The sequence below is a fragment of the Paraburkholderia sp. FW306-2-2C-D06C genome (genome assembly GCF_058781505.1).
In genome coordinates, this window is record NZ_JBYSWU010000032.1 from 21,138 (window position 1) to 46,537 (window position 25,400).

Below are 25,400 nucleotides of genomic sequence, written 5' to 3' on the forward strand. Positions count from 1 at the left end.
GGCACGGGCCATTGCGGCCTGAGCCTCATTTTCGGCATTAATCTACTGTGCTTCGTCAACTGACGCTCGATCTCGGCACTCCGCCGCCATCGACATTCGACAATTTCTTCGCCGGCGCCAACGCCGAGCTGGTCACGCGGCTGCGCGAGCTGGACAACGCGCTCGCGGCCGGCCCGGTGGCCGACCGCACCTTCTACCTATGGGGCGAAGCCGGCAGCGGCCGCACCCATCTGTTGCAGGCGCTCGTCCACGAAGCGCCGCCGGGTCATGCGCGCTATGCCGGTCCGCAAAGCAGTCTCGCCGCCTTCGCCTTCGACCCGCGCGTCGCACTGTATGCGGTCGACGATTGCGATGGTTTGTCGGCCGCACAGCAGATCGCCGTCTTCAACCTGTTCAACGAAGTGCGCGCGCATCCGACCAGCGCGCTGGTCGCCGCCGGCCACGCGCCGCCGATCGGCATGACGGTGCGCGAAGATCTGCGCACGCGCCTCGGCTGGGGTCTCGTGTTCCATCTCGCGCCGCTGCCGGACGAGGGCAAGGCCGCAGTGCTGAAACACGCGGCGCGCGAGCGCGGCATCATGCTCGCCGACGACGTCCCCGCCTACCTGCTCACGCATTTCCGCCGCGACATGCCGAGCCTGATGGCGCTGCTCGACGCGCTCGACCGCTTCTCGCTCGAACAGAAACGCGCCGTCACGCTGCCGCTGCTGCGCACCATGCTGGCATCACCCGACGCCGACGAGCGGCGAACGGCGCCCGCCTCATCCGCTTCATCCGCCGCTTCAAGTAAAATAGGCCCCCATGGCTAATCTCGCACTCTTCGACCTCGATCACACGCTCATCCCCACCGACAGCGACCACGAATGGGGCCGCTTCATGGTGAAACATGGCATGGTCGATGCGGAAAATTTCGCGCGTGAAAACGACCGCTTTTTCGCCGACTACAAGGCCGGCAAGCTCGACATTCACGCCTATCTGATCGCCATGCTCACGCCGCTCGCGAAATACACGCGCGCGCAGCTCGCCGACTTTCACGCGCAGTACATGCATGAGGTCATCAAGCCGGCGATCTTTCCCGCCGCGCTCGAACTGGTGAAGCAGCACCGTGAGGCAGGCGATCTTTGCTGCGTCGTCACCGCCACCAACGAATTCATCACCCGCCCCATCGCGCAAGCGTTCGGCGTTGATGCGCTGATCGCCTGCGAAGCGGAAACCGTGGACGGCCACCCGCATTCGCCGTACACCGGCCGCCCCACCGGCACGCCGAGCTACAAGGAAGGCAAGATCGTCCGCACCGAGGCGTGGCTCGCCTCCCTCGGCAAAACCTGGAGCGACTTCGAGCACAGCTATTTCTATAGCGATTCGCACAACGACATCCCGCTGCTCGACAAGGTCACCGATCCGATCGCGACCAATCCCGACGACACATTGCGCGCCCATGCGCAGGCCAAAGGCTGGCGCATCCTCGAACTCTTCCAACCCTCGTGATCAAAAAACTTATCCGCAAGCTATTCGGCCAGGACCCGGCGCCCGCTGACGACACCGCGCCCGCCGAAGCCACCGCCGACGAAACCGGCGGCGCATCGGCACGCAGCGCGGCTGGCGCGTCCGGCGCCAGCAAAGCACGCCGCAAACCGGCGCGGCCCGCCGCCGCCAGAATCGTGCGCGACCCGGACGTGCCGGTCATCATTCCGCACGACGTCCACGGCATCGATCCCTCGCTGATCTCGAGGAACGCGATTCGCGTCACCGAAGGTTTACAGCAGGCCGGCCACCGCGCGTTCATCGTCGGCGGCGCGGTGCGCGATCTGCTGCTCGGCGTCGCGCCGAAAGACTTCGACGTCGCCACCGACGCCACCCCCGAACAGGTGCAGAAGCTGTTCCGCCGGGCGCGCATCATCGGCCGCCGGTTTCAGATCGTGCATGTGCAGTTCGGTCAGGAAATCATCGAAACTTCGACGTTTCGCGCGCTGGTCGATCCGCCCGCGGCCGACGCCGCGCCGCCACGCCGCCTGAAGCGCGACGAGCTCGACCGCCGCACCCATGCGGTGGACGCCAGCGGCCGCGTGCTGCGCGACAACGTCTGGGGCGAGCAGCACGAAGACGCCACGCGCCGCGACTTCACGATCAACGCGATGTACTACGATCCGGCCACGCAAACCGTGCTGGACTATCACAACGGCATGGCCGACATGCGCGCGCGCCTGTTGCGCATGATCGGCGACCCGGCCACGCGCTATCGCGAGGATCCGGTGCGCATGCTGCGTGTGGTGCGTTTCGCCGCGAAGCTCGACTTCGAGATCGAAGAAGCGACCCGCGCGCCGATCGCCAAAATGGCCGATCTGATCAACAACGTGCCCGCCGCGCGTCTGTTCGACGAGATGCTCAAGCTGATGCTCTCGGGCCATGCGCTGGCGTGTTTGAAACGCCTGCGCCATGAAGGCCTGCATCATGGCCTGCTACCGCTGCTCGACGTGGTGCTGGAGCAGCCCATCGGCGAAAAATTCATCACGCTCGCGCTGACCAACACGGACACCCGTGTACGCGCCGGCAAGCCGGTGTCGCCGGGCTTCCTGTTCGCCACGCTGCTGTGGCACGACGTGCAGCAGCGCTGGCAACAATTTGAAGCGAACGGCGAATATCCAGTGCCCGCGCTGCATCGCGCGATGGACGAAGTCCTCGACATGCAAACCGAGAAACTTGCGATTCACAAACGCTTCTCGTCGGATATGCGCGAGATCTGGGGCCTGCAGCTGCGCCTCGAGAAACGCTCGGGCCGCAGCGCGCTGAAGCTGCTGGAACACCAAAGATTTAGAGCGGGGTATGATTTCCTCCTGCTGCGCTGCGAATCGGGCGAACTCGACGAGTCAGTCGGTGCATGGTGGACGGAGTTCATTGAGGGAGACGTCGCCGCGCGCGAGGCATTGCTTACGCAAGGCGGGAAGGACCGAAGCCCCAGAAAACGCCGGCGGCGCAGCAGTGGCGCAAGAAACCGCAAATCGGGTGACGGAATGGAGGGCGGCACGCCAGCCGAACGCACAGTCAACGAAGCGGGCCACAACGGCTCACACGAAGACTGAAGCGGCGTTCGCTGAAGCCGTCGAACGATAGTTGCAGGAAGTTATGCCATGACGGTTGCTTATCTCGGCCTCGGCGCGAATCTCGGGGACGCGCGCCAGACCCTGAAAGACGCGGTGGTGTGCCTCGCACAACAGCACACCATCACCGTGCTCGCCAAGTCGAGCCTGTATCGAACTGCCCCGATCGACGCGGGCGGCGACGACTATTTCAACTGCGTCGTGAAGGTCGATACGACGCTCCCAGTGCGCCATCTGCTCGCGCTGTGCCACAAGATCGAGCATCAGTTCGGCCGTGAGCGGCCGTTTCGCAATGCACCGCGCACGCTGGATCTGGACATCCTGCTCTACGGCGATCAATCGATCGACGAAGCCGATCTGATCGTGCCGCATCCGCGTCTGATCGAACGCGCTTTTGCCCTCGTGCCGCTGGTCGAAATCGATGCGGCGCTGATCATCCCGCTACATGGCCGCGCCGATGCACTGCTTGCCGGCGTCGCCGATCAGCGCATCGAAAGGGTCAAGTCGCCCTGTCAGTGCCCGATGCTCAATGCATTGGCTGCTGGCAGCGGCACGCCGGCTAAAGGCCGTTGCGAATGAACACGCCGCCGCTCACCGTCACCGCGCCGCAATTGCGTCCGCCGTTCGGCTATCTTGCGGTCGAAGGGCCGATCGGCGTCGGCAAGACGTCGCTCGCGCGCCGTCTCGCTGAGCGCTGGTCGATGCATGAACTGTTCGAGCGTCCGCAGGACAATCCCTTTCTTGAACGCTTTTATCGCGACACTGCGCGTTATGCACTGCCCACGCAATTGCATTTCGCCTTGCAACGCGCGCGCCAGGCGCAGGAAGTGGCCGCGGCGCAGCTGTCCGGCACGCCGCTGATCGCCGATTTCATGACGCAGAGGAACGACATTTTCGCGCGTCTGACGCTGCAGGAAGACGAGTGGCAACTGTATCGCGCGCTTGCCGCGCGCATCGACGTGAGCGCGCCGGCGCCGGATTTCGTCGTCTATCTGCAAGCGAGTCCCGAGGTGCTGTTCGCACGCATTCAGAAGCGCGCGGTGCCGATGGAGCTACAGATCTCCGATGCCTATCTGCACGCGCTGTGCGACGCCTACAACGAGTTTTTCTATCACTACGACCAGACGCCGGTGCTGACGGTCAACGCTGAACATCTGAATCCGCTCGACTCCGACGCGGACCTTGCGCTGCTCGCCGACCGCATCGGAACCATGCGCGGCCGTAAGGAATTCTTTGTCAAAGGCACGTCGCTGTAAGCCGCGCGGCCTCCTCTTCTTTTCCAACGGATTGACTCCATGACCTATTTGCAGGAAGCGAGCCGGAACGCCATCACCGTGCCGAAACTGCAGGCGATGCGCGACGCCGGCGAGAAAATCGCCATGCTCACCTGTTACGACGCAAGCTTCGCCGCGCTGCTGGATCGCGCGGGCGTCGACGTGCTGTTGATCGGCGACTCGCTCGGCAACGTTCTGCAAGGCCAGAGCACCACGCTGCCGGTGTCGCTCGCGGACATCGCGTATCACACGGCGAGCGTCGCGCGGGCGCGGCCGTCGGCGCTGGTGGTGGCCGACTTGCCGTTCGGCACGTATGGCACGCCGGAGGATGCCTTCAGGAGTTCAGTCGAATTGATGCGCGCGGGCGCGCAGATGGTGAAGCTCGAAGGCGGCGAATGGCTCGCAGACACGGTGCGCTTTCTGGTCGAGCGTTCGATCCCGGTATGTGCGCATGTCGGTCTGACGCCGCAATCGGTGCATGCGTTCGGCGGTTTCAAGGTGCAAGGCAAAACCGAAGCGGGCGCGAGCCAGTTGCTGCGCGATTCGCTCGCCGTGCAGGACGCCGGTGCGCAACTGATCGTGATGGAAGCAATTCCGACGCTGCTCGCAAGCGAAGTCACGAAGCAACTGCGGATTCCGACGATCGGCATCGGCGCCGGTTTGGATTGCTCGGGTCAGGTGCTGGTACTGCACGACATGCTGGGAATCTTCCCCGGCAAGCGGCCGCGCTTCGTAAAGGATTTCATGCAGGGACAGCCGAGCATTCTGGCTGCTGTCGAAGCATACGTACGCGCGGTGAAGGACGGCTCGTTTCCCGGGCCGGAACACACGTTCTAACCACCCCGACAGCGAATCAGACTAATCCGGGGCATTTGAGCTCGTTTTGAGAGCGGTCCCATATCGGATGGAAACCCGGTCGTCTATCTTCGTCTACTTGTTAACGCGGTCCTGCCGCGAGCCGAAGAGAGATGACCATGAGCCCCTTTTGCCTGATCGACGTAGCGGGAATCCGCGACCATACCACCGCACCGCATGACGTGCGTGAAGCCACCACTTGGCACGCGCGCCTGACTGACTGGTTGGCGCGGCTGCTGCACGTTCGCCAGCGCTGAGGCGCAGCCGGGGCTCGCGCCGCTCGAAGCCGGCAGCACATATTCTCAGCCTCAGTCCACGATCCGTGCCGGTACTGCGCCTCGCAGTGCGTTGCACACCAGAAGCGCCTCGGCATTCTGCACATCGGCTCGAGTCAGCACACGCTGCGCGGCGTGAAGGCTGGTGTCCTCGAGCAGCACACTCCGCATGATCCCAGGCAGCACGCCAGACTCCAGCGGCGGCGTCCACCACTGCCCCGCCAGTTTCACGAACACGTTCGACCGGCCGCCTTCGGTCAACTCGCCTCGTTCGTTGAAGAACAGCGTGTCGAATGCGCCCTTCGCTTCCGCTTCGCGCCAGCCGAGATCATATTCCGCGCGACGGGTGGTTTTGTGACGCAGCAGCGGATCGTTTGCCTCCATTGCGGCGAACCCATGCTCAGGCGCCAGCAGCACGCCGACGGTTGGTTCGGCTAGCGGCGCCAACACTGCGGCGGTTATCTGCACCGCGCCGCCTTTGTTCAGCGCAAGGCGCACGCGATGCGGCGTTTGCGCCGGCAGCGCCGCGCATTTCCCCGCGAGCGACGTGCGGATCTCGTTCTCGTCGAAATTGAAACCCAGCGTTGCGGCACTTGCCGAAAGTCGCGCGAGATGGCGCGATAGATGCCGCACGCCGTCCTCCCGCGTCGCATACATCGTTTCGAAGAGTTCGAAGCCCGGTTCGGCGCCGGTCAGAAAACTGGCCTTCAATCGGCACTCCGCATATTCGTCGATGGCGACGCTGTCGAGCACGATGCCCGCGCCGACGCCCATCGTGCCGTGGCGCCCGCCGTCCTGGGTGACGGCATTCAACGTCAGCGTACGGATCGCGACCGACAGACAGAAGTCGCCGCAAGCGTTATCGTTTGAATTGGCGGCAGGCGCATCGAGCCAGCCGATCGCACCGGTGTAGAGACCACGCGGCGTGCTTTCGAGCGTATCGATCAGTTGCATCGTGCGATGCTTCGGCGCGCCGGTAATCGAGCCGCACGGAAATAGCGCCCGCAAGATGCCGGCAAACGACGTGTGCGCGCGCAACGTCGCATGCACGGTCGACGTCATCTGCCACACCGACGCATAAGGCTCGACCGAAAACAGCGCGGGCACGCTGACCGAACCTGTCTGCGCCACGCGCGACAGGTCGTTGCGCAGCAGATCGACGATCATCACGTTTTCGGCGCGGTTCTTGGGATCGGCGGCGAGGAACTGCGCTGCCTCGCGATCGGCCGTCGGATCATCCGAACGCGGCGCGGTGCCTTTCATCGGCCGGGCGCGCAACATGGCGCCCTCCTTCTCGACGAACAGTTCCGGCGAGCAGGACAGCACCCACCTGTCGTCCGGCAATGCGATCAGCGCGCCGTATGGAACAGGCTGACGGACTCTCAGCCGGCGATAGAGCGCCGTAGGCGAGCCGAATACATCGAAGCCGAGCCGATACGTGTAGTTGACCTGATACGAATCGCCCGCGCGCAGGGCGCCATGGATTGCCTCGATCGCTTCGTTGAACTGCGCTGGGTCGACGCTTGCGCGCAGGTTCGCCGTGCCCGCCACCGACGCCTCAGCCGCGCCGCCGTCGCGCTGCAGCAGCCACGCGTCGACTTCGTCGCGCGAAAGCTTTACACAACGCTCGAACAATAAAAAACGCAGCGTGGCATCGCCACGCTGCGTTTTTTCCAATCCCGAACTGAGGACGTCCCCGAGGACAAGATTCCGGCCGAATTCATAGTCGGCGAGCACAACGGCATGCAAACCGCGCTGCGTATCAGCAGCCACGGCTTCACACACTGCTTCGAGTCGCGATGCGTCCATACAGACCCGCTCATGCGCAAAACCCGTGTACAGACGACTCGAGCGGCGCGCCGCCGTCGCGCCGCAATCGTCGAGCAACGCGAAAACCGCGTCGCGCTCATCTGCCGTCATGCTTACCGCCAACTTCAAACTGCCATTAATCGAAGAAGCTCTTCACCCGATCGAACCAGCTCTTGCTTTGCGGGCTATGCCGCGCGCCGCCTTCCACCAGTGCCTTTTCAAACTGCTTGAGCAGATCGCGCTGCGGCTCAGTGAGCTTGACCGGCGTTTCGACTTGCACGTGCACGTACAGATCGCCGGCAATGCTCGAACGCAACCCCTTGATGCCCTTGCCGCGCAGACGGAACGTCTTGCCCGACTGCGTGCCTTCCGGCACGGTGAAGCTGGCGCGGCCCGCGAGCGTCGGCACTTCGATCTCGCCGCCTAGCGCCGCCGTGGTGAACGGAATCGGCATCTGGCAGTGCAGGTCGTCGCCGTCGCGCTCGAACACCGAGTGCTGCCTGATATGAATCTCGACGTACAGATCGCCCGACGGACCGCCATTGATGCCCGGCTCGCCGTTGCCGGCCGAGCGGATGCGCATGCCGTCGTCGATACCTGCCGGGATCTTCACTTCCAGCGTCTTGGTTTCCTTCACCTTGCCCGCGCCGTGGCAATGCGCGCACGGGTCAGGAATATAGGTGCCGACGCCGTGGCACTTCGGGCAGGTCTGCTGGATGCTGAAAAAACCCTGCGACATCCGCACCGAACCCGAACCGCTACAGGTCGGGCAGGTCTCCGGCTTGGTGCCGGGCTTGGCGCCCGAACCGTGACAGACTTCGCACGACACCCAACTCGGCACGCGAATCTGCGTGTCGTAGCCGTGTGCGGCCTGTTCCAAGGTGATTTCCATGCTGTAGCGCAGATCGGCGCCGCGATACACCTGCGGGCCGGCACGGCCGCCACCGCCACGTGCTGCGCCACCGGCCGCCTGGCCGAAGATGTCGCCGAAAATATCGCCGAACGCATCGGCAAAACCGCCGAAGCCTTGCGCGCCGGCTCCGCCCATATTCGGATCGACACCCGCGTGGCCGTACTGATCGTACGCGCCACGCTTTTGCGAGTCCGACAGCATTTCATAGGCTTCCTTCACCTCTTTGAAATGCCCTTCCGCATCCTTGTTGCCCGGATTGCGGTCGGGGTGGTGCTTCATCGCCAGCTTGCGATAAGCCTTCTTGATTTCGTCGTCGCTCGCGTTCTTTGCGACGCCCAGAACCTCGTAGTAATCCCGTTTCGCCATATCGGTTCAACGCCACTCGCGCAATCGGGCGCAGTGGCTCCTCTTGAATGCTGGAGTCTCACGACTCGTCCGGCCGCTGTTTTCCGCCGCCTTGCAGCGGTTCAAAACAACGCCCTCCATAAAACAAATGTGCCCGGAGAGCCGAAAAGGCTCGCCAGGCGCGATAACCGCTCTTGCACGTTCTGCTGCCCGAATAGGCGCAGTCCCTTGTGCAGCCGGGCCGCACACAGAGCTGTGTGCGGCTTTACGGTCGAAATTCGACCTGGCTTCAGTTTTTCTTGACTTCCTTGAACTCGGCGTCGACCACGTCGTCTTCCGGCTGGCTTGCGCCACCCGCCGACGCACCCGCACCTGCCGCGCCCGCTGCCGCAGCTTCGGCACCTTGCGCTGCCTGCATGTCGGCGTACATCTTCTCGCCCATCTTCTGCGAGGCCGTGGCCACCGCTTCGATCTTGGCTTCGATCGCGGCCTTGTCGCTCGAACCGCTCTTCAGCGCTTCTTCGAGGTCCTTCAGCGCGGATTCGATCTTTTCCTTCTCGCCGGCATCCAGCTTGTCGCCGTATTCGGTGAGCGCCTTCTTCGTGCTGTGGACCAGCGCGTCGCCCTGGTTGCGGGCATCGGCCAACTCACGCAGCTTGTGATCTTCTTCCGCGTTCGCTTCGGCGTCCTTCACCATCTTTTCGATCTCGGCTTCGGACAGACCCGAGTTCGCCTTGATCGTGATGCGGTTTTCCTTGCCGGTCGCCTTGTCTTTAGCGCCGACGTGCAGAATGCCGTTCGCGTCGATGTCGAAGCTCACTTCGATCTGCGGCGTGCCGCGCGGTGCCGGCGGGATGCCTTCCAGGTTGAACTCGCCCAGCAGCTTGTTGCCGGCTGCCATTTCGCGTTCGCCCTGGAACACCTTGATCGTCACGGCGCCCTGATTGTCGTCGGCCGTCGAGTAGACCTGCGCGTGCTTGGTCGGGATCGTGGTGTTCTTGTTGATCATCTTCGTCATCACGCCGCCGAGCGTTTCGATGCCGAGCGACAGCGGGGTCACGTCGAGCAGCAGAACGTCCTTGCGGTCGCCCGACAGAACCTGGCCTTGAATCGCGGCGCCAACGGCCACGGCTTCGTCCGGGTTCACGTCACGGCGCGGATCCTTGCCGAAGAATTCCTTGACCTTTTCCTGCACCTTCGGCATGCGGGTCATACCGCCGACCAGAATCACGTCGTCGATTTCGCCGACCTTCACGCCTGCGTCCTTGATGGCCACGCGACACGGTTCGATGGTGCGTTCGATCAGCTCTTCAACCAGCGCTTCCAGCTTCGCACGCGTAATTTTCAGGTTCAAGTGCTTCGGACCCGACGCGTCGGCCGTGATGTACGGCAGGTTGATTTCGGTTTGCTGGCTCGACGACAGTTCGATCTTCGCCTTTTCAGCCGATTCCTTCAGGCGTTGCAGCGCGAGCACGTCTTTCGACAGATCGACGCCTTGTTCCTTCTTGAACTCGCCGATGATGTAATCGATGATGCGCTGGTCGAAGTCTTCACCGCCGAGGAACGTGTCGCCGTTCGTGGACAGCACTTCGAACTGCTTTTCACCGTCGACATCCGCGATTTCGATGATCGAAATGTCGAAGGTGCCGCCACCCAGGTCATACACCGCGATCTTGCGGTCGCCCTTTTCGTTCTTGTCGAGGCCGAACGCGAGCGCCGCGGCGGTCGGTTCGTTGATGATCCGCTTCACTTCCAGACCGGCGATGCGGCCTGCGTCTTTGGTAGCCTGGCGCTGGCTGTCGTTGAAGTACGCCGGAACCGTGATCACAGCTTCCGTGACCGGCTCGCCGAGGTAGTCTTCAGCAGTCTTCTTCATCTTGCGCAGCACTTCCGCGGAGATTTGCGGCGGCGCCAGCTTCTGATCGCGCACTTCGATCCATGCGTCGCCGTTATCGGCCTTCATGATCTTGTACGGCATCAGGCCGATGTCTTTCTGCACTTCTTTTTCTTCGAAGCGGCGGCCGATCAGGCGCTTGACCGCGTACAGCGTGTTCCTCGGATTCGTGACCGACTGACGCTTCGCAGGCGCGCCGACGAGAATCTCGCCGTCTTCCATATAAGCGATGATCGACGGCGTGGTGCGCGCACCTTCCGAGTTCTCAATCACCTTGACCGAATTGCCTTCCATGATCGCCACGCACGAGTTGGTCGTGCCGAGGTCGATGCCGATAATTTTGCCCATTTTTACTAATCTCCTAACTTTGATCGCTGCGGGAAGCGCCTTTTTTGCCCATGCGGCAGCAAGGCACTCCGCTCTCAATTCATACCTGCACTCAACATAAGTGCGTCCGCATCGTTTTCAAGACCTCTTTTACGATACGGTCTTTAATTTTTTTCAATCAGCCGAACTTTTTCCGCTTTTGTCGCCACCTGGCGCAACGCCGTCCGCGTCGGCCACCCGGATTTTTTCCCGTGCGGCCGCGACGGCCGCCTCGAACTGCCCAACGCCGTGCCAGCCGGTTGCCCGGCCGAGCCGTTTGCCACGATGGAAGAAGAACCACGTGGGCACCCCATGAAGCGAGAAGCGGCGGCCCAGTTCGCGGTGCTCGTAGACGTTGCTGTGAAACCATCTGAGACCGAGCGCGCGAATCGCGTCCGGCTGCGCCAGCATTGCCTTCTTGGCGATCTCGCAGTTGAAGCAGTCGAGACCCCAGAAAAACACCACGGCCAGTTGATCCCCGGCTTCGGCCAGCCCTGCGTCGAACGACTCGGCGCTCAGCTCCCGCATCCCGAACGCGGCAAACGCGGTGGCGTCGACGGGAATGTTGGCCATGACGGGTGCGTGCCGGCGCGAGACGGCCTGTGGCGCTTACTTCGGCTGCGCGACGGTCACGAGCGCCGGACGCAGCACGCGGTCGGCGATCACGAAACCCTTTTGCAGCACGGCGACAACCGTGTTCGGCTCCTGCTCGGCCGGCACCATCGAAATGGCCTGATGGCGGTGCGGATCGAACTTCTCGCCGACCGGGTTCAGGGCGACGACGCGGCCCTTTTCCAGCGCGCCGGTAAGTTGGCGCAGCGTCAGTTCGACGCCTTCGCGCACCTTCTGCAGATCGTCGGACGAGTGAGCGACCGCCGCTTCCAGGCTGTCGACTACCGGCAGCAAATGCTCGGCGAAGCTTTCGATCGCGAATTTATGAGCCTTGGCCACATCCTCCTGGGCACGGCGGCGCACGTTTTCGGTCTCGGCCTTCGCCCGCAGGAAGCTCTCCTGCAGTTCGGCGATCCTGGCTTGGGCTTCAGCCAGCTCGGCCTCGACGCCGGCAACTGGCGAATCGGTGGCAACGGCTTCGGCCGCGACCGCGTCCTGCTGGGGTGCTGCGGCCTCGGCGGCCTGGCGCGCGGTTTCGTCGGCGGGCGTGGGATTCTGGCTCGTCGGGTTCTCTTGCGTGTTTTCCATGTCGCTGAAAGTCGTTAAAAAGTAAAAGCCAACGGTGGCGGCACCGCCCCAAAGCTGGCGCAGTTTGTGCGTTGCAAAATTGCGACAACAACTGGGGGACGCGTTACCGCGTATCGAAACGGCAGATGGGGCCTGAAAGACCCATTTCAAGCGCCTCTCCCGGAACTTTTCGCACGACGGACTTACCGTGGAAATGCCCGGTTACAACCATTATCGCGCCGCAATCAGATTGAGATTGAGTACGCACGACAAGTGGCCTATGCTCCATTAAAGCATCGGAAAAGACGCGTTAACCCTAATCTGACGTCAGTCTTTCCGACATTTTGCAATTCCAACCGATAAGCCTGTTTCCGTCCTGCACCATCTTCCCAAGGGGAGTACCGTGAAACTGACCTTTGCAATATCGGTGGTCGCATTGGTACTGATCGCGGGCACCACGACCATCTGCATGTCCGGGGCCGTCAACGATCACACCACCGAATATGGCGGTGTGCACGCGACGATGGAACAGCTGTTCAATCCCCACCTGAAAATTTGTCGATGATGCGCCGGTCGCGCTTGGTCGGCCGGCCGTGCAAAGCGGCGGCCGGCTCGCGATACGTCTTGCGCCGCTCCTGCTCGACCTGCCGCTTCGCCTTGCTCTCCCCGGTTTCCGCATAAAGCGTCTGCGCAACGCTCGCCGGGCCGCGCACGTCGCACACGCCCAGCACTTCCACCTGCCAGACAATCCGCTCGATCTCGATTTCGACCAGGTCGCCGACACGCACGTCCTTCGCCGGCTTGACGCTGGCGCCGCCGATGCGGACGTGGCCTTTGTCGACCGCATCCGCCGCCAGCGAGCGCGTCTTGAAGAAACGCGCTGCCCAGAGCCATTTGTCGATGCGCAGCTTTGCGCCCGGTTCGGTTGAAACCTTGTAATTCATGAGCCCGCCTGCGCCCCCGCTGTATTCGGCACAGGCACCGCCTGCACCGGCCAGCCCTGCAAATTCTGTGCAACGATCTCGCCAAGCGCGGCAATCCATGCCTGTGAGGCATTGACGCAGGGAATCCGGTGAAACTCCTTGCCGCCGGCATGCAGGAACTCGTCGCGCACTTCCATGCCGATTTCCTCAATCGTTTCAAGGCAGTCGGCGGTGAAGCCCGGACAGAACACGTCGGCCCGCCGCACGCCCGCCGCGCCCAACTCCTTCAGCGTCGGGGCGGTGTACGGCTGCAGCCATTCGGCTTGACCAAAACGCGACTGGAAGGTAATCCGGCATTCCACCTGCGTCAGTTCCAGCGCATGCATCAACAACGCGCCGGTTTGCTGGCACTGCTCGTGGTACGGATCGCCGAGATCGAGCGTGCGCTTGGGCACGCCGTGAAAACTGAGCACCAGCTTGTCGCCCGCCGCGAAGTCCGGGCGGCCGTGCTGATGCCAGTAGTGGTGCACCTGCGCGGCCAGTGCGGCGATGTACGCCGGATGATCGGCATACTGGCGCACCGTGCGGATTTCCGGTTGATTGCGCATCCGCTTGAGTGCCGAAAATGCGTCGTCGAAAGCCGTGGCCGTGGTCGACGACGAGTATTGCGGATACATCGGCATCAGCAGCACGCGCTCGGCGCCCGCCAGTTTCAGCTGGTTCAGCATGGCCGGGATACCTGGCGTGCCGTAGCGCATCGCGTAGTCGACCAGCACCGTGTAGTCGTTCAATTGCAGCAAATGGCGCAAACCCTCCACCTGCTTCTCCGTATACACGCGCAGCGGCGAGCCTTCAGGCATCCAGACAGCCGCGTACTTCTTTGCCGACGCACGACCGCGGGACGGCAGAATCAACAGCCGCAGGATCACCTGCCAGATCAAAGCGGGAATTTCGACCACCCGCGGGTCGGACAGGAACTGCGCCAGATAGCGGCGAACCGCGCGCGGCGTCGGTGCGTCGGGCGTGCCGAGATTGATCAGCAACACGGCGACACGGTGCGACGTGGCGTTCTGCGAAGGCCGCTCGAGGTCGAAGCGCATAGGCAACAGGGAGTACCGCGCAAGGCGGAGAGTCGGTTTCAGGTGGGATTCATTATAGCGGCGTGGCCCATTGCGGGGTCCGCCTCGCCCCCTGGCCATTCGGCCGATTGGCAAGCTGCGCGCCGTCACGCATCATTTGCAGCATGAAACGCCGCGGCCAATGCTTACTGCTGGCTGAGAGTCAGCGAAAGCAGGCGGGCGGTGATGTCGACAATCGGTATCACCCGGTTGTAGGCCATGCGAGTGGGCCCGATCACGCCGAGCGTGCCGACAATCTTGCCGTTCACCTCGTACGGCGCGGTGACGACGCTCATTTCCTCGATCGGCACGAGATTCGACTCGCCGCCGATGAAAATCTGCACGCCCTGGGCGTGACTCGAAACATCGAGCAACTGAAGGAGACTGGTCTTTTGGTCGAACACATCGAACAGCTTGCGCAGCCGCGCCATGTCCGACGACAGGTCGGCGACCTCGAGCAGATTGCGCTCGCCGGAGATCAGCACGGTCTCGCCGGTGTCGGATTCGTCGGTACTGGCCGTGACGGCGGCGTGCATCAGCGTGGTCATGTCGCCGCGCAGTTCGTCGATCTCTTCGCGCAGGCGCCGGCGCACGTCGTCGAACGACAGGCCCGCGAAGTGCGCATTGATGTAATTGGAGGCTTCAACCAGTTGCGACGGGGAGAAGTCGCGCTGGGTCGCCATGATGCGGTTCTGCACGTCGCCCTCGGGCGTCACGATGATCAGCAGGATGCGCTTGTCGGACAGGCGCATGAATTCGATCTGCTTGAACACGTGGCTGCGCCGCGGCGTCAGCACCACGCCGGCGAACTGCGACAGGTTGGACAGCACGCTGGCCGCCGCCGCGACGATTTTCTGCGGCTCGCCGGCCTGCAGCGTAGTCTTGACGGTACGGGTGACGGCTTCCTCCTCGGCGGCGGATTCGACGGTGAGCATCGTATCGACGAACAGCCGGTAGCCGCGCGGCGTAGGAATGCGGCCCGCGGAAGTGTGCGGACTGATCACGAGCCCCAGGTCCTCGAGGTCGGACATCACGTTGCGGATCGTAGCCGGGCTCAATTCGAGCCCGGAATAGCGTGACAACGTGCGCGAGCCGACCGGCTGACCTTCGGCGATATAGCGCTCGATCAGCGTTTTGAGGAGGGTTTGTGCGCGAGGATCTAGCATGACGAAAAATTTTAGCTCAACGCCGCGACTATCGCGAGCGCCAACGGTGCTAACGGCGCCAACCGCGTCAGGCACTGCACGAGGCACTAACCATCGAGCCAGCGGTCGGCGGGGCGGCGCTTTGCAATTGATCCCGCGCTTTGCCCCGCGCTTTGCCCCGCACTTCGCCCGGCGCTTCGCCGGCGGCCTGCCCGGCGAATCCACTGGTGGCGCGCCGACCGGCCGTAGCCCACGCGCGTGTCATCAAGACTTCACCATTCTAACGATAATCGTGCAACGCGCTGGCAGGCTGCGTTGGCCGGTCCGCTCCCGGGTCTGTCTGCGGTTCTTTTCAGGCCCTACCTATGGTGTAATGCCGGCATGCAAGTGACCAGCCAGTTCAAGACCGTCGCGCTCGTCGGGCGCAACAATACGCCGGGCATCGGCGAGCCGCTGACCGCGCTCGCCTCGTGCATCGCGAAGCGTGGCTTCGAGGTCGTGTTCGAAGCAGAAACCGCCGCTGAAATCGGCATTACCGACTATCCGGCGCTGCGTCCCGCCGAAATCGGCGCGCGTGCCGACGTCGCGGTGGTGCTCGGCGGCGACGGCACGATGCTCGGCATCGGCCGCCAGCTCGCGCCATACCGCACGCCGCTGATCGGCATCAACCACGGGCGGCTCGGCTTCATTACGGACATCCCGATCTCCGACATGAGCGAGATCGTGCCGCAGATGCTGTCCGGCAACTTCGAGCGCGAAGAGCGCATGCTGCTCGAGGCACGCATCATGCGCGGCGGCAACCCGATCTATCACGCGCTGGCCTTCAACGACGTGGTGGTCAACCGCAGCGGCTTTTCGGGGATGGCGGAGCTGCATGTGTCGGTGGACGGCCGCTTCATGTACAACCAGCGCTCGGACGGCCTGATCGTCGCCACGCCGACCGGCTCGACTGCGTACGCGCTGTCCTCGCAAGGACCGATCCTGCATCCGCAACTGCAAGGCATCGTGCTGGTGCCGATAGCGCCGCACGCGCTGTCGAATCGGCCGATCGTGCTGCCGGACGACTCCAAGGTCAGCATCCAGATCGTCTCGGGCCGCGAAGTGAACGTCAATTTCGACATGCAATCGTTCACCTCGCTTGAACTGGGCGACACGATCGAAGTGCGCCGTTCGCGCCATACGGTGCCGATGCTGCATCCGGTCGGCTACAGCCACTACGCGACGCTGCGCAAGAAACTGCACTGGAACGAATACCCGTCGCACGAAGAAGATATATAAAGCCCCGAGCGGACCCGAACGAACCGGTACGACCGCCGCGGCCCGAAACTTTAAGCTCATCAGACGACCTCCATGCTTCGCCACCTCTCGATACGCGACTTCGTCATCGTCGCCGCGCTCGATCTCGAATTCGACGGCGGCTTTACCGTTTTCTCCGGCGAAACCGGCGCCGGCAAGTCGATCCTGATCGACGCGCTGGCGCTCGCGCTTGGCGCCCGCGCCGATGCGAGCGTGGTGCGCACCGGCGAGAGCCGGGCGGACATCACCGCCGAGTTCGAGACGCATGCGCAGGTCGAGCAATGGCTCGACGAGCAGGCGTTCGGCGCAACGGCGGACGATGGCCAGCACGGCGGCACCGTGATGCTGCGGCGCGTGGTGGATGCCAACGGGCGCTCGCGGGCGTTCATCAATGGCACGGCGGCCACGCTCGCGCAGTTGCGCGAAGTCGGCGAGATGCTGGTGGATATTCACGGGCAGCACGCGCACCAGTTGCTGATGCGCCCGGACGCGCAACGCGAGCTGTTCGACACGCACGCCGGTCTCACCGAACCCGCGGCAGCCGTGACGCGTGCGTGGCGCGCGTGGCGCGAAAAGATCCAGGCCGTCCAGCACGCGCAAACCCGCGACCGCGAGTTGCAACTCGAACGCGAGCGGCTCGCGTGGCAGCTCACCGAACTGGACAAGCTCGCGCCGCAGCCGGGCGAGTGGGAAGAGGTCAACAGCGAGCATCGGCGCTTATCGCATTCGGCCAACCTGATCGACGGCGTGCAGGGCGCGCTCAGTGCGCTGTCCGAATCGGATGAGGCGATGATCACGCATCTCTCGTCGATTGTCTCGAAAGTGCGCGATCTCGCGGAGATCGATCCGGCATTGAGCGACGTGCTGGCCGCACTCGAACCGGCCGAGATCCAGCTGCAGGAAGCGGCGTATTCGCTCAGCCACTACGCGCAAAAGCTCGAACTCGATCCGGACCGGCTCGCGCAGGTCGAAAAGCGCCTCGACGCGTTGCACTCGACCGCACGCAAATTCCGCTTGCAGCCGGAAACGCTGCCCGAAGAACACGAAGCGCGTCGCAAGCAACTGGCCGCGCTCGACGCCGCCGCCGATCTCGACAGCCTGCACGCGGCCGAAGCCAAGGCCAAGGAAGCCTTCCTCACCGAAGCAGCCAGACTGTCGAAGGCGCGCGCCAAGGCCGGCAAGGCTTTGGGCGCGGCGGTGACCACCGGCATGCAGGAACTGTCGATGAAAGGCGGCAGCTTCGACGTCGCGCTGGTACCGCTGCCCGAAGGTGGCGCGCACGGTCTCGAACAGGTCGAATTTCGCGTCGCCGGTCATGCGGGCGTGCCGTTGCGGCCGCTCGCGAAAGTCGCCTCCGGCGGCGAACTGGCGCGGATCAGCCTTGCGTTGGCCGTGATCGCCAGCGCGGCAAGCCCAACGCCAACCTTGATCTTCGACGAAGTGGATACGGGGATCGGCGGCGGCGTCGCGGAAGTCGTAGGCCGCTTGCTGCATCAGCTCGGCCGGGCGCGCCAGGTGCTGTGCGTCACGCACCTGCCGCAAGTGGCCGCGCGCGGCGACCATCATTTCCAGGTGGCGAAAGCGGGCAACGGCAAGGGCGGCACGGTCAGCAGCGTGACCTCGCTCGACCGCGCGAGCCGTGTCGAAGAAGTCGCGCGAATGCTCGGCGGCCTGGAGATCACCGCGACCACCCGCAAACACGCGAAGGAAATGCTGGCGGCGTAGGCGGCAAGCGCGCCGGAAAGTCAGCCAAACACCCGCTTCCACAGCGCCAGCACCGCCTCGCGCTCGCTTGCCACCGAAGCAGGATCGACTCGCGCCTTCTCCATCCCATCCAGACGCAGCCTATGCTGCAACTTCCGGTAGGTTCGATACGCCGCGCCCACCGTCTCCGCTTCCGCCTCGCTCATCAAGCCGAAACGCGACACTTCGCGCAGCAACGTGATATTGCCGGTATTGCGGATCAGTGCCGGATCGCTCGCCGCGTGCAGCAGCACCCAGTACTGCACGGTGAATTCGATATCGACCATCCCGCCGCGGTCGTGCTTCAGGTCGAAGAGCGCCGTATGGTTCGGATGTCCGGCCTCGACGCGCTCGCGCATCTCGACGATTTCCGCCGCCAGCGGCGCGGCCTCGCGCGGCGTCGTCAGCACCTGTTCACGGATTGCTTCGAATTGCGCGCCGATGCCGGCGTCGCCCGCGCAGTAACGCGCCCGGCTCAATGCCTGATGCTCCCAGACCCACGCGGTGTTGGCGGCGTCGCCTTCGCGCAGCTGATAACGGCGAAACGCGTCCAGATCGGTGACGAGCAGGCCCGACTCGCCGTTCGGCCGCAGCCGCAAATCGACGTCGAACAGGGTGCCGGCGCCGGTCGCGGTCGTCAGCCAGGTGATCAGGCGGCGCGTGTAGGTTGCGTAGACGTCCGCGGCGGCATCGTCGGGATCGTCATAGAGGAAGATCACGTCGAGGTCGGACGCGTAGCCCAGTTCCTTGCCGCCCAGCTTGCCGTAGGCGATCACCGCGAAGCGCGGCACCTCGCGATGGCGTTTGGGCAACTGCTTCCAGACGGCTTCGAGCGTCACGTCGAGCACGGCGTCGGCGAGTTCGGACAGGCGGTCGCTCACGTGTTCGACGCTCAGCTTGCCGGCCAGATCGATGAGCAGGATGCGGAACACCTCGGCCTGGTGCGCATGGCGCAACAAGTCCATCTGCTGTTCGACGCCGTCGGCGGCGGCCAGACGCAGGCGCAGCGTGCGCTTGAACTCGAGCCAATCGAACGGACTGGCGATCGCTTCGTCGTCGAGCAGTTCGTCGAGCAATTGCGGGTGGCGAATCAGATAGCCGGCCGCCCAGCGCGAACCGCCCAGCACCGACAGCACCCGATGCAGCGCCTGCGGATACTCGGTCAGCAACGCCAGGTACGCGCCGCGCCGGCTCACCGCTTCGAGCAGGTCGAAAAAGCGCGCCACCGTGTCGCCGCGCCGCCCGGCCGGCTCCAGCGTACGCGCGGCTTCCAGCGCGCGCTGCGCGACGATGTCGAAACGTTGCCGGCTGCGCTCGGCCAACCCCGCGTAACGCGACGACTGCCACACCGCGCGCAGTCGCGCCAGCAGATCGCCCGGTTCGGCCACGCCCAGTTCGGTCAGACGGGCCCGCAAGGCTTCGTCCGCGCTGTCGTCGGCGAGCGCGCTGCTCCAGACCCACGCTGCCGCGCCGTCCTCAGGTGCGCCGCAGCCGTCGCGGCCGCTCACCTTGTCGGCGAAAATCTGGTCGAACTGCTGTTCGACAAATTCGCGGTGGGCGTCGAGCTTCGCCATCAGCGCCGCGTAGTCGTCGCAACCCATCGCATGAGCGAGCGCTGCGCGTTCTTCGGGATCGACCGGCATCGCGTGGGTCTGCGCGTCGTTGCGGTATTGCAGGCGATGTTCGAGTTCGCGCAGGAAGCGGTACGCCTGCGAAAGCTTCACGCACACCGCCGTGTCGATCAGCCCGTGAGTTGCAGCGTGCCGCAGCACCGCGAGCGTCGGCCGCACGCGGAAACCGGCATCCTGGCCGCCGCGGATCAGCTGGAACACCTGGGCGCTGAACTCGATTTCGCGGATGCCGCCGCGGCCCAGCTTGATGTCGTCGGCCTTGTCGGGCCGCATCGACGCGCGGCGCTGCGCTTCCTGGCGAATCTGCAAATGCAGCGCGCGAATCGCGCTGATCACGCCGAAGTCGAGGTAGCGGCGATAGACGAACGGCGTGACGATCGCGTCGAGCTGCTTCTGCAAGCGCTGCGCGGCATCGCTCACGCCCTCGGACACGAGCCGCCCCTTGATCCACGCATAGCGCTCCCATTCGCGGCCCTGCACGTAGAAATACTCTTCGAGCATGCCGATGCTGCACACCAGCGGCCCCGAATCGCCATTCGGCCGCAGGCGCATATCGACGCGAAACACGTAGCCGTCGGCGGTCACTTCCGCCAAAGCGCCGATCAGGCGCTTGCCGAGGCGCGTAAAAAAGTCCTGCACGGCGATTGGCGAACGCTGGCCACCCGCCGTCTCGCCGTCTTCCTCATAGATGAAGATCAGGTCGATATCCGACGACACGTTCAGCTCGCGCCCGCCCAGCTTGCCCATCCCGACCACGCCCAAAGCAAGCCGCTCGCCTTGCGGCCCGCGCGGCTCGCCGTACAGCACTTCGAGTTCGGCGCACAGGACCGCCAGCGCGCGCCGGATCGTCGTCTCGGCCAGGTCGGTCATTGCGCCGGTGACTTCGGCGACATCCGCCTCGCCGGCCAGGTCGCGCTCCATCACGGCGCAAAACACCTCGGTTCGCAACTGGCGCAAAGCCCGTTTGAGTGCATCCTCGCTCAATGCGCCGCCGGCCGCCTCCGCCGCCTCGGCGCACAGCATGTCGAAACGCGCGTCGATGCGTTCACGGCTGAGCGGCGCGGACGCCAGCGCCGCCACATGCGCCACGAGTTGCGGACGGGCCGCTGCGGCGCGTGCCGCGTAGCGTGAATAGCTGGAACTCAGGAGAGTGGCATCAGTCATCAAGGGTCTGGCTCGCTCGTTGCTTTATATGCGTTGTTCAGTTCGCTGTAGCACAGGGGTCAGCCGGCCTCGCGCAAGTCGCAAGACGGCATGCGGACAGGGTTTGCCGGAAGTCCGCCGACACTATGCCGTGTGTTACATTTCGTCGTTAATTCGCAAAACTACCATACGCCTACCCGCCGCAGCATGTCCGAGCGAAACGAATCAGCCGACCCGCACGAAACCGGCCAGGTCCGGCCCGCGAGCGGAAGCGCGCACGTCTTGCTGCATCGGACGTCCCACGTGGTGCTGGCGCTCGCACTCGCCCTCTACTTCATCGCGGCGGGTCTGTTTCTCGGTTTGCGGTACGTGCTGCTGCCGCGCATCGATTCGTTCCGGCCGCAGATCGAAGCCACCGTCTCCGACAAGCTGCACACGCAATTCACCATCGGCAAGCTGGCGCCGCATTGGAGCGGCTTTCAGCCGGGCCTCGACGTCACCGATATCGTCATCCGCGATCACGAAGGCAAGGCCGCGCTGACCATTCCGCACGCTACCGCGACGCTGTCATGGAAGTCGCTCTGGCAGTTTCATCCGGCGCTTTCCAGCCTGATCGTCGATCAGCCTGACGTGCTGGTGTCGCGCACCAGCGACGGCGTGCTTTCGGTGGCGGGCGTGCCGGTGCCGACCCAGCACAGCGGCAACGACATATTGTCCACCTGGCTATTGCGCCAGCAGGCCATCGTGCTGCGCGGCGGGGTCCTGCGCTGGCGCGACGCGCAACACGATGCGCCGGAACTCGCGCTGCACGACATCCGCCTTGCGATTCTCAACGACGGCTACGATCACCGGCTCGCGCTGCAGGCGCCCGCCGAAGGCCAGGTCCTGCACGGCCCGCTCGATTTCCGCGCGCATTTCAAACACGCGCCGCTCTCCGCGATCGGCAAGCCGGTCAACTGGACTGGCCAGGTCTACGTATCGACCGGACCGGTCGATCTGCCGACGCTCGCGCGCTACGTCAATTTCCCGATCGAGACGTTTGCAGGCCGCATCGACAATGCGATCTGGGTCGACTTCGCCGATGGCCGCATGAAGTCGGCGGGCGGCCAGCTTGCCGGCACGGAGGTCGCGATGCGGGTGCGCCCTACCCAGCCCAGGCTGGTCGTGCCGGTCGCCAATTTCTCGTGGCGCCTCGAAGCCGACCAGGGCGACTACAGGCTGCAACTGAGCGATTTGCACGCCGAACTCGGCCAGCCGGCGCTCGACGACGGCACGCCGCTCACCCGCATCCTCGCGCTAACGACGCTGAACGGCCGCTACCGGACCGCCACGCTGCAGCATGGGCAACTCGTCAGCGTCAGCGGCGACCGCGTCGATCTGGGCATCCTCGCCGAATTCAGCCGCGCGCTGCCGTTGCCGACGCGTCTCCTGAACAGCCTTGTGCGCTTCAATCCACGCGGACTGGTCGCGAACTACGTGATCGAAGTCGAGCGCGGCAAACCGGAGTCCGGCGAAGCGGGCAGCGACCACCGGCCGAGCGGCGCCGAGCCGATCGAGCGCTATCGCTTCAAGGGCGATCTGCAAGGCATCAGCGTCGCCGCGCAGGAACCGCCGCCCGGGCTGACGGCGCGAAATCACCCGCGCGCCGGCATACCGGGCATCGAAAACCTGTGGGGCCACGTCGATGCCGACGAAAACCACGGCTCGGCGCTTCTCAACACGTCGAACGTCGCGCTCACGCTGCCAGGCGTATTCGACGATCCGCGCCTGAAGCTCGACCACCTGCATGGCCGCGCCGACTGGACCATCACGCCGAAAGCGCCAGGTGAGAACCACCGGGCGTTCGCTGTGAAAGTGGCCGACTTCGGCGTCTCCAACGCGGACGTCGCGGCCACTGCTACGGCCAGTTACAGCAATCCCGGCCATGGGCGCGGCTCGCTCGATCTGAAAGCGGACTTCCAGCGCGCGCAGGTGACGCGCATCGTCCGCTATCTGCCGACCAGCATCAGCGAAAAACTGCGCATCTATCTGGGCCACGGGCTGCAAGCCGGCATGTCGCACGGCGCGACCATCGAAGTGCACGGCGACCTGACCCAATTCCCGTATTCGCGCGAGCCGACCGCGGGGCTTTTCCATATCGTCGCGCCGTTCAAGGGCGGCAAGTTCGACCCCTCGCCGTACCCGCCGCGCAAGATGAAGAACGGCACGCCGAACGTGTGGCCGCCGCTGGACGGCATCGACGGCGTGTTCGAGCTCAAGCAGAACGTGCTGCGTTTCGATATCGACCGCGCGCATTACAAGCGCGTCGCGCTGACCAGGGTGAGCGGCAAGATCGACGACCTCGGCACCAAGGCGTCGAACCTCGTCATCGACGGCGACGGCCGCGGGCCGCTCGCCGACATGCTCGACTACGTCAACGAAAGCTCGCTCGGCATCATGTCCAGACACGCGACCGCGAAGGTGCGCGCCGAAGGACCCGCCGCGCTGGCGCTCAAGCTGACGGTGCCGCGCACGCCGAAACCGCATATCGCCGTGGAAGGCGCAGTCGGCTTTCAGAACAACCGCCTGACGGTCGAGAACGTGCCGCCGCTGTCGCAACTGAACGGCAAGGTGCGCTTCACCGAACATACCGCGCAGACCGACCGGCTCTCCGGCCAGTTCATGGGCGGCGACGTGCGCGCGAAAGGCGGATTGAAGCAGGACGGCACGTATGCGCTCGATGTCGGCGGCCATATCGCCGTCGACGCGGCGCGCGGTCTCAATCTGCATGGCCCGGCCGAGCAGGTGCTGACGCGCATGAGCGGCAGCGCGCCCTACGCGCTCAACGTGCGCGGCGCGAGGGGCCGGCTGCCGGAAGTCACGGCGAACTCCGATCTGACCGGCCTCGCGCTCGACTTCCCCGCCCCGTTCAACAAGCCGGTCGGCACGCCGATGCCGCTGCGCTTCGCCATCAGCCCTGCGGCCACGGCGAGCGAATCCGGTCTGGAACGCGCCGACCTGACCTTCGGCCCGATCGCCGCCGCCTATCTGCTGCGCTACCGGCCGAACACGCCGCCGGCCGTCGTGCTGGGCGCGGTCGGCGTGAACCGCCCTGCCGAGTTGCCGTCCGAAGGTGTGATCGCTGCCGTCGACGTCGAAGCGTTCGACGCCGACGCCTGGCGCGCGCTCGTCACGCAGATGCGCAATAAGGAGGCGACCGCCGCCACGCCGAACAGCACTGTCGCGCAATTCCTGCCGAGCCGCTTCGCGCTGCACATCGGCACACTCACGCTGCTCAAGCGCCACTGGGACAGCGTGATCGTCGGCGCGTCGCATGCCGAAGGCAAATGGCAGGCCAATATCGCGTCGAACCAGGTGTCCGGTCACGTTTCCTGGCTGCCGGGCGCCAACAAGGAATCGCCGGGCACGCTGCAGGCGCGCTTCGCCCGCGTGGTGATTCCCTCGGCCACGGACAAGGATCTGCTCGGCCAGGCGATGTCGGCGCCGGCGCAGAACATGCCGTCGATCGATCTGGTGGTCAACGAACTGATCGTGCGCGATCACAATATCGGCCGCCTCGAAGTCGACGCGCACAATTTCGACGAAGACGGCGTGCCGGTCTGGCAACTCGACAAGCTCGACATCAGCAACCCCGCCGCCACGCTGACCGCCACGGCCAACTGGCGCACCTCGACGGGCTTGGGCAATACCGCCGACGAAGCGACACCGCGCCGTACCGTGTTCGATTTCAAACTCGACATCAAGGACGCCGGCGCGCTGCTCGAGCGCTTCGGCCAGCCGCGCACGCTCAAGGCCGGCAGCGGCACGCTGTCGGGCAAGATGGTGTGGCGCGGCGGCCCGACCGCAATCGACTATCCGACGCTCAACGGCAATCTGGCCGTCGATCTGCGCCACGGGCAGATTCTCAAGGTCGACCCGGGCGTCGCCAAGCTGCTGGGCGTGCTGAGCCTGCAAAGCCTCGCGCGCTTCGCCACGCTGAATTTCCGCGACGTGATCGGCGAGGGGCTGCCGTTCGAACACGTCACGGGCACCGGCCAGATCCATAACGGCATCGGCCGCACCGAGAACTTCGAGATGGTCACGGCGCCGGCGCGCGCCGAAATGAAGGGTTCGGTCGATCTGGCACAGGAAACCCAGGACCTGCACGTGGCGATCGTGCCGACCGTCAGCGCGGGCGCCGCGGTGATCGCCGCGACCGTGATCAATCCGCTGCTGGGTCTGGGCGCGCTGGTGGCCGATCTGGCGTTCAGCAAGTCGGTCTCCACGGCGTTTGCGCGCGAGTACGCGATTACCGGTTCGTGGTCGAAACCGCACATCGAGCGGGTGAAGAGCGATCGCGGTAAGATGGACGCTCCGGCTTCGACCGTGGAAGCGCACTGAGCCCTGTTTCACC

At 64.5% G+C, this 25,400-nt stretch carries 20 protein-coding genes; 11 read left to right on the forward strand and 9 right to left on the reverse strand.

All coding sequences use genetic code 11. From position 1 onward, the window contains the following. The first annotated feature begins 47 nt into the window (after positions 1-47). The 7 genes from hda to AC3WLT_RS22930 all read left to right on the forward strand — a co-directional run bounded on the left by hda (position 48) and on the right by AC3WLT_RS22930 (position 5,484). Positions 48-809, forward strand: coding sequence for a DnaA regulatory inactivator Hda (gene hda / locus AC3WLT_RS22900; protein ID WP_492593968.1), 762 nt, complete (start codon positions 48-50; stop codon positions 807-809). Continuing rightward, positions 802-1,488 carry a histidinol-phosphatase gene (locus AC3WLT_RS22905; RefSeq protein ID WP_492593969.1) on the forward strand — a complete coding sequence of 229 codons (687 nt, stop codon included), beginning with the start codon at positions 802-804 and terminating at the stop codon, positions 1,486-1,488. The genes hda and AC3WLT_RS22905 overlap by 8 nt, the downstream gene beginning before the upstream one ends. Then, positions 1,485-3,080 (forward strand): polynucleotide adenylyltransferase PcnB, encoded by a 1,596-nt coding sequence (pcnB, locus tag AC3WLT_RS22910; RefSeq protein ID WP_492593970.1) that lies wholly within the window; start codon positions 1,485-1,487, stop codon positions 3,078-3,080. Before AC3WLT_RS22905 ends, pcnB begins: the two co-directional genes overlap by 4 nt. A 48-nt stretch (positions 3,081-3,128) precedes the next feature. Then, on the forward strand, positions 3,129-3,677 hold the full coding sequence (gene folK / locus AC3WLT_RS22915) for a 2-amino-4-hydroxy-6-hydroxymethyldihydropteridine diphosphokinase (RefSeq protein WP_492593971.1): 549 nt from the start codon (positions 3,129-3,131) through the stop codon (positions 3,675-3,677). Continuing rightward, entirely contained in the window at positions 3,674-4,354 is a 681-nt protein-coding gene (locus tag AC3WLT_RS22920; protein WP_492593972.1) for a deoxynucleoside kinase, read from the forward strand. Before folK ends, AC3WLT_RS22920 begins: the two co-directional genes overlap by 4 nt. Before the next feature lie 39 nt (positions 4,355-4,393). Further along, a complete protein-coding gene (gene panB / locus AC3WLT_RS22925) occupies positions 4,394-5,209 on the forward strand; it encodes a 3-methyl-2-oxobutanoate hydroxymethyltransferase (RefSeq protein ID WP_492593973.1) in 816 nt (271 codons plus the stop codon). 137 nt (positions 5,210-5,346) lie between these two features. Continuing rightward, positions 5,347-5,484 (forward strand): hypothetical protein, encoded by a 138-nt coding sequence (locus AC3WLT_RS22930; RefSeq protein WP_492593974.1) that lies wholly within the window; start codon positions 5,347-5,349, stop codon positions 5,482-5,484. A 51-nt stretch (positions 5,485-5,535) separates the two neighbouring features. Here AC3WLT_RS22930 and pabB read toward each other — a convergent pair whose 3' ends face one another. The 5 genes from pabB to grpE all read right to left on the reverse strand — a co-directional run bounded on the left by pabB (position 5,536) and on the right by grpE (position 12,029). Beyond that, a complete protein-coding gene (pabB, locus tag AC3WLT_RS22935) occupies positions 5,536-7,422 on the reverse strand; it encodes an aminodeoxychorismate synthase component I (protein WP_492593975.1) in 1,887 nt (628 codons plus the stop codon). A 25-nt stretch (positions 7,423-7,447) separates the two neighbouring features. Further along, positions 7,448-8,590: a molecular chaperone DnaJ gene (dnaJ, locus tag AC3WLT_RS22940; RefSeq protein WP_492593976.1), complete on the reverse strand. Its 1,143-nt coding sequence runs from the start codon at positions 8,588-8,590 to the stop codon at positions 7,448-7,450. A 268-nt stretch (positions 8,591-8,858) separates the two neighbouring features. Beyond that, entirely contained in the window at positions 8,859-10,811 is a 1,953-nt protein-coding gene (gene dnaK, locus AC3WLT_RS22945) for a molecular chaperone DnaK (RefSeq protein ID WP_492593977.1), read from the reverse strand. A gap of 153 nt (positions 10,812-10,964) precedes the next feature. Next, complete coding sequence (locus tag AC3WLT_RS22950) at positions 10,965-11,402, reverse strand: thioredoxin family protein (RefSeq protein ID WP_492593978.1); 438 nt, start codon at positions 11,400-11,402, stop codon at positions 10,965-10,967. A 36-nt stretch (positions 11,403-11,438) separates the two neighbouring features. Beyond that, positions 11,439-12,029, reverse strand: coding sequence for a nucleotide exchange factor GrpE (gene grpE, locus AC3WLT_RS22955; RefSeq protein WP_492594016.1), 591 nt, complete (start codon positions 12,027-12,029; stop codon positions 11,439-11,441). Positions 12,030-12,411: 382 nt separating this feature from the next. Here grpE and AC3WLT_RS22960 point away from each other — a divergent pair, with 382 nt between their 5' ends. Continuing rightward, positions 12,412-12,573 carry a hypothetical protein gene (locus AC3WLT_RS22960; protein ID WP_165848039.1) on the forward strand — a complete coding sequence of 54 codons (162 nt, stop codon included), beginning with the start codon at positions 12,412-12,414 and terminating at the stop codon, positions 12,571-12,573. On the opposite strand, the gene AC3WLT_RS22965 is transcribed toward AC3WLT_RS22960, so the two are convergent. The 3 genes from AC3WLT_RS22965 to hrcA form a co-directional block, all read right to left on the reverse strand. Next, positions 12,545-12,952, reverse strand: coding sequence for an RNA-binding S4 domain-containing protein (locus tag AC3WLT_RS22965; protein ID WP_492593979.1), 408 nt, complete (start codon positions 12,950-12,952; stop codon positions 12,545-12,547). The two genes, AC3WLT_RS22960 and AC3WLT_RS22965, sit on opposite strands and share 29 nt — an antisense overlap. After that, entirely contained in the window at positions 12,949-14,031 is a 1,083-nt protein-coding gene (gene hemH, locus AC3WLT_RS22970) for a ferrochelatase (protein WP_492593980.1), read from the reverse strand. Before hemH ends, AC3WLT_RS22965 begins: the two co-directional genes overlap by 4 nt. Before the next feature lie 164 nt (positions 14,032-14,195). Continuing rightward, positions 14,196-15,215 (reverse strand): heat-inducible transcriptional repressor HrcA, encoded by a 1,020-nt coding sequence (hrcA, locus tag AC3WLT_RS22975; RefSeq protein ID WP_492593981.1) that lies wholly within the window; start codon positions 15,213-15,215, stop codon positions 14,196-14,198. Positions 15,216-15,575: 360 nt separating this feature from the next. On the opposite strand from hrcA, the gene AC3WLT_RS22980 reads away from it, so the two are divergent. Next, positions 15,576-16,472 (forward strand): NAD kinase, encoded by an 897-nt coding sequence (locus AC3WLT_RS22980; protein ID WP_492593982.1) that lies wholly within the window; start codon positions 15,576-15,578, stop codon positions 16,470-16,472. A 72-nt stretch (positions 16,473-16,544) separates the two neighbouring features. After that, positions 16,545-18,215, forward strand: coding sequence for a DNA repair protein RecN (recN, locus tag AC3WLT_RS22985; protein ID WP_492593983.1), 1,671 nt, complete (start codon positions 16,545-16,547; stop codon positions 18,213-18,215). A gap of 20 nt (positions 18,216-18,235) precedes the next feature. Here the strand turns inward: recN and glnE are convergent, their stop codons facing one another. Continuing rightward, the gene (glnE, locus tag AC3WLT_RS22990) at positions 18,236-21,028 is read right to left on the reverse strand and encodes a bifunctional [glutamate--ammonia ligase]-adenylyl-L-tyrosine phosphorylase/[glutamate--ammonia-ligase] adenylyltransferase (protein ID WP_492593984.1); all 2,793 of its coding nucleotides are present in this window, start codon (positions 21,026-21,028) and stop codon (positions 18,236-18,238) included. 186 nt (positions 21,029-21,214) lie between these two features. On the opposite strand from glnE, the gene AC3WLT_RS22995 reads away from it, so the two are divergent. Continuing rightward, positions 21,215-25,387, forward strand: a complete 4,173-nt coding sequence (locus AC3WLT_RS22995) for a YhdP family protein (protein WP_492593985.1) — start codon at positions 21,215-21,217, stop codon at positions 25,385-25,387. The last annotated feature ends 13 nt before the right edge of the window (positions 25,388-25,400 follow it).